At 47.5% G+C, this 9,932-nt stretch carries 8 protein-coding genes; 1 reads left to right on the forward strand and 7 read right to left on the reverse strand.

What is annotated here, in order from left to right; genetic code table 11:
• Positions 1-127 precede the first annotated feature (127 nt).
• The 7 genes from KW93_RS13650 to KW93_RS13680 form a co-directional block, all read right to left on the reverse strand.
• The gene (locus KW93_RS13650; RefSeq protein WP_033543588.1) at positions 128-2,110 is read right to left on the reverse strand and encodes a S9 family peptidase; all 1,983 of its coding nucleotides are present in this window, start codon (positions 2,108-2,110) and stop codon (positions 128-130) included.
• Positions 2,111-2,279: 169 nt separating this feature from the next.
• Entirely contained in the window at positions 2,280-3,839 is a 1,560-nt protein-coding gene (locus tag KW93_RS13655; RefSeq protein WP_033543589.1) for a fatty acid--CoA ligase family protein, read from the reverse strand.
• 99 nt (positions 3,840-3,938) lie between these two features.
• Positions 3,939-5,876, reverse strand: coding sequence for an ABC transporter permease (locus tag KW93_RS13660; protein ID WP_033543590.1), 1,938 nt, complete (start codon positions 5,874-5,876; stop codon positions 3,939-3,941).
• Entirely contained in the window at positions 5,848-6,621 is a 774-nt protein-coding gene (locus tag KW93_RS13665; protein ID WP_033543591.1) for an ABC transporter ATP-binding protein, read from the reverse strand. Before KW93_RS13665 ends, KW93_RS13660 begins: the two co-directional genes overlap by 29 nt.
• Positions 6,602-7,627 (reverse strand): sensor histidine kinase, encoded by a 1,026-nt coding sequence (locus KW93_RS13670; protein ID WP_033543592.1) that lies wholly within the window; start codon positions 7,625-7,627, stop codon positions 6,602-6,604. Before KW93_RS13670 ends, KW93_RS13665 begins: the two co-directional genes overlap by 20 nt.
• Positions 7,627-8,331, reverse strand: coding sequence for a response regulator transcription factor (locus KW93_RS13675; RefSeq protein WP_033543593.1), 705 nt, complete (start codon positions 8,329-8,331; stop codon positions 7,627-7,629). The genes KW93_RS13670 and KW93_RS13675 overlap by 1 nt, the downstream gene beginning before the upstream one ends.
• Positions 8,332-8,404: 73 nt before the next feature.
• Complete coding sequence (locus tag KW93_RS13680) at positions 8,405-9,397, reverse strand: lipoate--protein ligase (protein ID WP_033543594.1); 993 nt, start codon at positions 9,395-9,397, stop codon at positions 8,405-8,407.
• A 144-nt stretch (positions 9,398-9,541) separates the two neighbouring features.
• Here KW93_RS13680 and yhfH point away from each other — a divergent pair, with 144 nt between their 5' ends.
• On the forward strand, positions 9,542-9,667 hold the full coding sequence (gene yhfH / locus KW93_RS17205) for a protein YhfH (RefSeq protein WP_081987027.1): 126 nt from the start codon (positions 9,542-9,544) through the stop codon (positions 9,665-9,667).
• Positions 9,668-9,932: the final 265 nt, after the last annotated feature.

Below are 9,932 nucleotides of genomic sequence, written 5' to 3' on the forward strand. Positions count from 1 at the left end.
AGGCTCAGGCCATGCCCGCGGAAAGCGTCCGCCTGCTGCGAAATGATTATAGAAAATGACACTCTCTAGATAACATCAATCAAAAGAGGCCATCCCGCGATCGGATGGCCTCTTTTTGTGTGCTGTTTTATTCGTTCAGGTATTTCTCCATCCAGCCCACAATCTGCTCCAGGCGTGCAAAACGCAGATTCGGTTTTCCTGTGCGGGACAGGTTATGGTCCGCTTCCGGGAAACGGACAAACTGGGTTTCTTTGCCCATGCTCTTGAGCGTGATATACAATTGCTCCGCCTGCTCGATCGGGCAGCGGTAATCATTTTCGGAATGCAGGATCAATAACGGTGTCTCCACATCTTTCGCATATTTCAGCGGAGAGTGATGCCACAGTTTTTCGACATCCGTCATATCCGCGTTCATCTGCCATTCGGAGAAATAATAGCCGATGTCCGATACACCGAAGAACGAAATCCAGTTTGAAATCGAACGCTGGGTAACAGCCGCCTTGAAACGGTTGCTGTGGCCGACGATCCAGTTTGTCATGAAGCCGCCGTAGCTGCCGCCGGTGACGCCGAGGCGGTCCGTATCGATCCAGCTGTTCGCTTCGATGGCGCCATCCAGTGATTTCATGATGTCTTCGTAATCACCGCCGCCGTAATCGCCGCGAACCGCATCGACAAACTGCTGGCTGTAGCCGTGGCTGCCGCGGGGATTGACATACAGCACCCCAAAGCCGCGGGCCGCCAGCAACTGCATTTCATGGAAAAACGAATTGGCATACATGGCATGCGGTCCGCCGTGGATATTGACGACAAGCGGGTATTTCTTTCCTTCTTCAAAACCATGCGGCTTCATCAGCCAGCCGTGCACCGCCCAGTCTTTCGCCCCTTTGGCAACGATCAGTTCCGGTGCCATCAGTTCCGTTTCTTCCAAATAGGTTTTATTGAATGAAGTCAGCGCTTTCCGCTCGCCGGTGGCAATCGTCAATTGATACAATTCACCGGGATCCACCGGGTTCGAGATGGTGGCAAGGGCAAATTCGCCGCTGCGCGCGACGTCATAGCCGTAGACATGCTCCATGTCCGGAGAAGCGGGATAAACGGCTCCGTCAAGTGACGCAAAATACAGCCGCACGTCCCCCATTGTGGAAACCTGGAAATATAGATGATTGTCTTTCGTCCATACGGCCCCTGGTGCGCTGGCGCTTTGCTGATGATCCGCCACCACATAATCGCCGACCGGAATATCGAGGCCTTCTGTCAGACAAAGTGTCGTATTCGACGTAATCGTATGTACATACAATTCAGTATGCGTCGCATTCTGGAATTGACGTGGACTGCCGACATACGCGATATGCGCGTCATCATGGGAAAATACCGCTTCGCCGAAATACCCTTCTTCATCCACAAGCGGCGTTTCTTTTTTGCTTTCAACATCATAGATGAACAGCGGCTGACGGAACACGAAATCCAGATTTTCTTCACGCGTAACACCGTAAACGAGTTTGCTGCCGTCATGCGACACCGCTTCCAGGCCGTGATGGAAAGTGCCGTCCGTGATCTGTTCGACTTCTTTTGACTCGATGTCGATGACTCCGATCTGGCGATGGAACTCCTTCGGCAATAAACCCATGCCGTCCATTTTATATTTCATCTTATCGACAATATAAGGTTCCGGCAATTTCTTTTCTTCTTTTTCTTCTTTGTCAGTGAACGTTCTGCCTTCCTTCACCATGGCATTGAACCAGATTTTTTTATTGCACGGCGACCAGCGGAAACTGTTTACGCCTTTTTCAAAATCGGTCAATTCACGGGCTTCCCCGCCTCCGGCAGATAATATGTATAATTGATTTTTGCCGTTGCGGTCAGACAAAAATGCCACGGATTTCCCGTCTTCCGACCACTCCGGCGAAGAAACGCGCTGCTTGCCATGGGTCCACTGCGTCAATTCGCCGCTGCCGAGGTCAACGTGCCACAGATTGGTTATGTAGGTATTTTCCTCTTCATCGATATGTGTCTTTACAAATACCGCTCTTTGGCCGTCCGGCGAAATATGCGGATCTGCCACCGATATCAATTTCGTTAAATCTTTCGTTTCCACCGCTTTTTTTGCCACTGGGGTTCCTCCTCAAAAATATTTCGAATTTCGCAATACTTACTCTTTCACTATAATAAAAAATGTCAGTACTTTCAATGTATTTCGAAATCTATAAAAATCCTTTTCTGCTTGCTTTCCTGAAATTACAAAACCCCCGGCAATTCTGCCAAGGGTTTTATTTGCTTACTTATTTCTGCTGTTTTAATGCCTGGTCCTTCAATGAACGGCGAAGGATTTTGCCGGTCGTGTTTTTTGGCAGTTCATCCAGGATTTCAAAATGTTTCGGCACTTTGTATTTTGCAAGATGCTCTGTGCAGTATTTATGAAGATCGCCGGTTGTGTATACCTGATCTTTCAATACGACAAACGCATTGATCGATTCACCGAAGTCTGCGTCCGGCAAGCCGACGACAGCCGCTTCAGAAACGCCGGGATGTGCAAACAGGACTTCTTCCACTTCGCGCGGGTAAACATTATAGCCGCCGACAATAATCATGTCTTTCTTGCGGTCGACGATGAAGAAATAACCGTCTTCATCGATTGTCGCCAAATCACCCGTGTAGAGCCAGCCGTCTTTGATTGCTGCATTCGTTTCTTCCGGCATTTTGTAATAGCCTTTCATGACGTTCGGGCCGCGGACGATCAATTCCCCCACTTCCCCGACTGCCGTTTCTTCTCCCAGTTCATTGACTACTTTGTTTTCCACGTTGACGATGGATGTACCGATGGAACCGGCTTTGCGTTCGCGGTCAAGCGGGTTGAAGCAAGTGACCGGCGACGCTTCAGACAAACCGTAGCCTTCTGAAATACGCACATTGAATTTGTCCTCGAAATTATGGAGCAAAGCAACCGGCAATGCAGATCCCCCTGAAATCGCCATGCGGATGGTTTCAAAATCGGAGGCTTTAGCGTCAGGGAACTGGTACATGAAGTTATACATCGTCGGCACTCCCGCAAATACCGTTGCTTCAGTAGCTTTGATGGCGTCGAATACGTCTTTCGGATTGAAACGCGGCACAAGGATGATCGTTGCTCCCTGCAGCAGCGGTGCGTTTACGACTACCGTCAGTGCGAACACATGGAAAACAGGCAGCGTTGCCAACACCCGGTCGCCTGAGTTCATTTTCAGATATTCACCGACATCCCTGGCATTGGAATACAGATTGCCATGCGTCAGCATCGCACCTTTCGGCTTGCCCGTTGTACCCGAAGTGTAAAGGATGACTGCCGTATCATCGGCGGCAACTTCAACAGGGAATGACACTGAGGATGCCTGGAACAGCAGGCTGCTGAAAGCATGGACTTTCCCTTTTACCGCTTCCGGCAATTGTGCCAGTTTTTCTCCAGTGGCCGGATCTGTTTCACAAATAATATAGGATTCGACTGCCGGAAGAGCCAGATGCGCTTTTTCGACAAGCGGCAGCAAGGCGTCCAGGGCGATGACGACTTTCGCGTCACTGTCATTCACTATGTAAGCGATTTCATCCGGCGTATAGATTGGGTTGATCGGAACAGCTGTTGCACCGATACGCATTGTTGCGTAAAGGGAAATCAGGAAATGCGGTGTATTGCTCAAAAGAAACGCAACGTGGTCGCCTTTTTGCACGCCCAATGACTCCAAGGCATTGGCAAATTTTCCGACCGTCTGTTCAAACTCACCATAGGAAGTGTCTTTCCCCATGAAATGATAGGCCGCTTTAGTTGGATTTTGGCCGGCGATTTCATGCACACGTTTTACTAGATTCATTTTGCATCCCTCTTTCATATTGAATGAATACTCATTCATAATTGTCGCTTTGTTCATTATAAAATAAATCTTCAGACAATACAACAGGCACCGTGAAAATCACGGTGCCTGAAGATGTGCTATATAACGCCAGCGAATGAGGTAAAAATAAAGCAATTGAACGGCAGTGAAGCCGGCCAGCACAATTGCCATTTCACCTAAAATGGACAGCTCTGCAAATTCGTCCCACACCACCTGCAGCGAAATGAAGGCAAAACAGCTGTGCAGCAAGGCAATTGACCAGGGAAGGAAAAACTGCGGCACCAATTGGCGATTGACGATTTTGAGCAGTTCTTTTTCTGTCATTCCCAACCGCACCAAAAGTGCATATTGCTGCCGGTCCCTTTCCAAACCAGTGTAAAGCTTAAAGTAAATGAAACTTCCCGCCGCCAGGAGAAACACCAGTGCGACCATAACGCCGATAAAAAGCATCAGCGCAAAAGATGATTTAAACCAGCGGTAATCTTCGCCGGGATTCTCAAAATAATAGGAGATCCCTTCAAAATTGCCTGTTTCGAATGCCTGTCCCATTTTATCCGACAGCGAGTCGCCTATCCCAAGAGTGGCAGTCCAGTCCGGAACATGGAAGGCGTAATAATTGAAGGATGACTGCTCTTCAGTAAAACCAAGCAGCGGCTCATCAATTGCCTCGAAATCCTCATCATTGACAATGATGCTGTTGGCATTCAGAGTGCGGTTCGGAAAAAGGACATGAGGATAGGCGCTTGCGATGAATAGCGGTACACCGCTTTCGATGAGTACCGTGTCCGTCACTGATTCATTCAGGGCAGCCAGAGATTCCTGGGAATAAGGGATAAAAATCCCTTCCCCTTTTGCGGGATCCACTCTTTCATGCTCCAGTGTCGATGCCAGCCGGTTAAACTCCGACGCCTTGAGGATATCGACTTCATTGCCGCTTGCTGCCGAAGTCTGCCGTTTGACGGTCATCATCGCGATGTCATAGGCAAGCCCCTTTTGCTGGAGCTGTTCTGTCAGCCCTCTAATGTGCTCCTGCTCGTTTTCATTGTCTTCGAATGAAATATAAATGAGGCTAAGCGGATTCGATTCCCGGTAATCCCCTGTATAGGAAGTAAAAGATGCTAGCGTTCCGACTGTCAGGAAAGCGATAGTCGATACAATGGTCACGATAAAGAACATTTGTGCACTGTCCTTTAATTTAACGGCTGAATCCGCAATTGAGACGAGACGCGTCTTATGCCAAAATATAGATTTATTCCTTCTGTACATGGACAGCAGCGCATGAATCGAATGCGTAAAGAAAAGATAGGTGCCGATTGTGGCAAGCGGCGGAATGATAAAGGCCATCATATAAACGGTACTGTCATCGACCAATGCTGCAAGCGTGTAGGCGATCACCAGAAATCCGACCCCTGCTGCCGACAGCAGAGCCGAGCTTTTTCCCGTCTCTTCGACTTTCCAGTAGCCGTGCAGCAGATTCAGCACTCTTTTCGTCCGGATAAATCCTACGCTGACAAATGAAATGATGATGAAAAGGCTCGCAAAAGCACCGATGGTTAAGAGAAATGGCTTCCAGCTGAGGTATAGAGGCAAGGATTCAAGTTCCATAATTTCGCGGCCGATCATGAAAAAGAACTTCGAAAAAGCAAAACCAAACGCAATTCCCGCAGCTGTCGATATGCTGCCGATAATCATCATTTCAAAAAAGATCATTTTGCTCAATTGCTTTTTCGTCATCCCAAGATGCACGAGTACGCCAAATTCCTTCGAACGTGCCTGTAAAAAAGCACTCATCGAATAAAACAGAAAAAACAAAGTGAAGATATAAAGCACGACTTCCGCAATCAGCATGCCCCGTACTGCCAGCGTTCCAAGCCCTTCCTCTTCAAACAAAGGATGGAAGATGAACATCGAATACACGAAAAACACCATAACGGATACTACGCTTGCAAGGAAAAAGGCGGCGTAGCTCCTCAGGTTCCGCAGCACATTACGGTAAGCGAGCTGCCGAAATGTCATTCACATTGCCCCCCAACAATGACAAAACGTTCAAAATGCGCTGGTAAAAAGTCTGGCGCCGGTCATCACTGTAGATTTCATTGAAAAATTCACCGTCTTTGATAAACAGCACGCGATTGCAGTAACTGGCGGCAATCGGATCATGGGTAACCATGATGATTGTCGCGCTTTCTTCCTTATTGATGGCAGTCAATAACTCCAATACTTCCCGCGAAGCTTTTGAATCCAGATTGCCTGTCGGTTCATCTGCGAGAATCAGATCAGGTTTATGGATCAGCGCCCGTCCGATAGCCGTGCGCTGCGCTTCGCCTCCGGAAATCTCATTCGGCCGTTTGTGAAGAATCGGTTTCAGGCTGAGCCGGTCCGCAATGGCCATTACCCTGTTCGCCATTTTATCCAGCGGAATATAATCAAGGGTCAATGGCAGCACCAGATTTTCTTCGACTGTCAGCATCTGCAGCAGATTGAAGTCCTGAAAAACAAAACCAAGTTTTCTTCTGCGGAAAAGTGCCAATTCGTCCTTATCCAGTTCATGCGGATGGATGCCGTCAATCAGGATATTTCCTGAAGTAAATTCATCAATCGTTGAAATCATATTCAGCAATGTTGTTTTACCGCTTCCGGAAGGGCCCATGATGGCCAGGAATTCCCCTTTTTCCACTTCAAATCCCAATTGATTAATGGCACGGTGCGTGACTTTGCCTTCATAGACTTTGGTGACATCATCAATTTTCACTAATGGCATTTTTTTCCTCCTGTATACCCGTTTCCTGATTTGCGAAAAGAATGGAGACGGTAGTTCCCTGGTCCACGGCTGAATCGATTGTCAGTTCATGCCCAAGCTTGCCGCATACTTCCTTTGCGATATAAAGCCCCATGCCTGTCGACTCTGCCGTTTTCCTGCCGTTTTCTCCTGTAAAAAAGGCTTTGGTGACTCTCGCCAGGTCTGTAGCCGGGATGCCGATGCCTTCATCACGCACCGAAAGCTGTATTTGGCCTTCCCGGCAGGCGGCTGAAATATGGACTTTTTTATTCTCTTCGAATGTGTATTTAACGGCATTCGTGATCAATTGCCCCAGCACGAATTTCATCCATTTGCGGTCGGTCGCTGCAGTGTATTTTTCATCCACATCCACCGCCGGATAGACCCGTTTCGATATGAACAGGCGTTTATTTTCTGAAATGATTTCTGTTGCAAGGGCATGGAGATTCACTTGTTCAATTTGCATATCCTGTTCAAAGGTATCCAAACGGGCGTTCATCAAGACTGTATCAAGACTCGCCTTCAGCCGTTCGATTTCCTCTGCGACACTGCCTTTATCCAATTCCCCCGGATTCTGCAGAAGCAGCTGAATGACAGAAATCGGCGTTTTCATCTGGTGCACCCACTGGTTCATGAACTGGAGATGCCGGTTTTGGGATGCATACAGTGCCTGGGCTTCGTGCTGATATACTTTGTATAATTTCTGAAGGTAGAGATCGACCTGGATCTGCTCCGGCGACCGCCCTTCCTTTTGCAGCATATGCTCCATCACTGCAGGAGTTTCGGTGATTCTCTTATAATGCCGATGGCGCTTGATATAACGCGCGCCCAGAAAAGCTCCAGTCAAAAGAACACTGATGACCACCGAATACACGGCTGTATCCATGTTGCGGAAGCCGTCCAGCCAATAAAGCATCATGATAAAAGCGACCAGTACGACCTGGAAAACCATATAAGCCGCATGCTCCTTCAAAAAAAGGCGAATCATCAAAGTTCCCCCTCATCAATCAGCAGGCGATACCCCGATCCCCTGACCGTCTCAATGGCGGAGCGGACACCGTAATCGGCCAATTTTTTGCGGACTCTGGTCATATTGACATTAAGGGTATTTTCGTCAACGAACGACTGGTCATCCCACAGTTCTTCCAGCAATTGCTCCCGGGAAACCACTTTTGGGTAATGGCCCAATAATAACTCCAGCACCGTTGCTTCCTTTTTCTGCAGGGGAATCGCCTCATTTTTGACGTGCAATTCCATTCTTTCCATATAAAGCGTAAGACGACCTGCTTTAATGGACCGCTCTTCCTGTTTTAAAGCATATTCCCCAAATGCCCTGCGGAGATGGCTTCTTATTTTTGCAAGGACGATTTCATAATGGAAAGGTTTCGTTATAAAATCATCTCCGCCGTTTTCCAATGCGAAAACCTGATCCATTTCGCCGGATCGTGCAGAAATGAAAATGATCGGACATGTGGTGGTCAGCCTGAGCTGCCGGCACCAATAATAGCCGTCGTAAGAAGGAAGGTTGATGTCAAGCAGGATCAGATGTGGATCAAATGCCTCAGCCTCTTCCAGTATCCCATCAAAATTTTTGGCGGTTTCCACTTCATAATGATATTTCCGAAGCGTTTCCGCCAGCATCTCTGCTATCTTCAAATCGTCTTCCACTATGAATATCCGCTGTGCTGACATAATAATTCCCCCTTTCCTCTTTCTTTCCATTCTAACAAAAGAGCCTGCTCTGCAGCAGGCTCTTCACATTTTCTTAATAAATTAATTTCAGGAACTCTTCTTTTGTGATGCCCCCGAGAAGTTTCGGGATGTCCAGACCGGACACCGCAACGTCCAACGAAGCGCGCTCATACTTGACGCCTGTAATGGCATTTTCAATTTCGGACACATCGCCTACGCCAAAGAAATCACCAAAAATCTTTGCGTCTTCCACCCGCCCATTTTCAACCTGCAGGCGGACATCGATGCCGCCCACCGGGAAGCGGTGTGAGTGCTTCACGTTGAATTTCGGCGACTTGCCGTAATTCCAGTCCCAGTTGCCGTAGCGCTCCCGGGAAATTTCGTGAATGCCTTCCCAGTCTTTGTCCGTCAGCTCCCAGTACTTGACGTTTTCTTCCCCTTCGAAAATGGAATTGAGGATTTTCGCACGGAATTCTTCAATCGTCATCGGCTCTTTCAGGAATTCTGAAATGTTCGCCACACGGCTGCGGATCGACTTGATGCCTTTTGATTCAATTTTCTCTTTGCTCACTTTCAAAGCGGACACAACTTCATCCACATTCGTATCGAACATCAGGGTTCCGTGGCTGTACATGCGCCCTCTGGTGGAGAACTGGGCATTGCCTGAAACCTTGCGCCCTTCCGCCATTAAATCGTTGCGGCCGGATAATTCGGCGTTGACGCCCATGCTGTTCAATGCTTTCACTACAGGCTCCGTAAATTTCCGGAAGTTGCGGAAACTTTCTCCGTCGTCAACTGTGATAAAACTGTAATTCAAATTTCCAAGATCATGGTAAACTGCTCCGCCGCCGGACAGTCGGCGCACGACATGGATACCATTCGCATCCACATACTCCGTATTGATTTCTTCGGAAGTATTCTGGTTTTTCCCGATGATGATCGAAGGTTCGTTGATATAGAACAGCAGGAATGGATCTTTTTCCACATCCATATTTTTCAGCAGATACTCTTCAATAGCCAGATTGATGCGCGGATCAGTGATTCCTTTATTGTCTACGAAATACATAGTCTCTCTCCTTTGGATTGTTTCCTCACTTCAGTTTAACGGATTATTGAAAATTATTCACGGTTTAAAGTTGACTTCTTCAAACTGTTATAATACACTTTCCTTAATCAATACAGTACTATAACAAAAAAGGAGCTGGAATGAATGATTGAGAACGTAGTCGAATTTTTCAAAAACCTGCCACCGAAACAATGTGCGAATTGCGGAAAACAGATTGAAGAACAGCATGAGTGCTACGGGACTCAATGCGATTCCTGCGACGAAATATAGAATCTGGTTTGCGAAATGAAAACGATAAAAGGCAAGCGCCCATGTGCCTGCCTTTTAAATTTGTATAAAAATAAAATAAGGAAAACCGATATTACGCAGAACAGCTTGCTTTCAATAATAAGCAAAATCAAAAATATTCTTAATTTATAAAGTAGGCATTTCAATTCTTCAGAGAAAAAAATATAGCGGAACGGCGTAGGGCCAACACGTTCAGATTGCTTGAAGTGCAGGCGCACGACTCCTGCGGAATAGCGAGACGACCGAG

It is taken from the genome of Planococcus sp. CAU13, assembly GCF_000775575.1.
Lineage (GTDB): Bacteria > Bacillota > Bacilli > Bacillales_A > Planococcaceae > Planococcus.

Excerpts from the sequence above, each read along its gene's own strand:
- yhfH (WP_081987027.1), top strand. The coding sequence starts at position 9,542 with ATGATTGAGAACGTAGTCGAATTTTTCAAAAACCTGCCACCGAAACAA.
- KW93_RS13670 (WP_033543592.1), bottom strand. The coding sequence starts at position 7,627 with ATGATTCGCCTTTTTTTGAAGGAGCATGCGGCTTATATGGTTTTCCAG.
- KW93_RS13675 (WP_033543593.1), bottom strand. The coding sequence starts at position 8,331 with ATGTCAGCACAGCGGATATTCATAGTGGAAGACGATTTGAAGATAGCA.
- KW93_RS13660 (WP_033543590.1), bottom strand. The coding sequence starts at position 5,876 with ATGACATTTCGGCAGCTCGCTTACCGTAATGTGCTGCGGAACCTGAGG.
- KW93_RS13665 (WP_033543591.1), bottom strand. The coding sequence starts at position 6,621 with ATGCCATTAGTGAAAATTGATGATGTCACCAAAGTCTATGAAGGCAAA.
- KW93_RS13680 (WP_033543594.1), bottom strand. The coding sequence starts at position 9,397 with ATGTATTTCGTAGACAATAAAGGAATCACTGATCCGCGCATCAATCTG.
- KW93_RS13655 (WP_033543589.1), bottom strand. The coding sequence starts at position 3,839 with ATGAATCTAGTAAAACGTGTGCATGAAATCGCCGGCCAAAATCCAACT.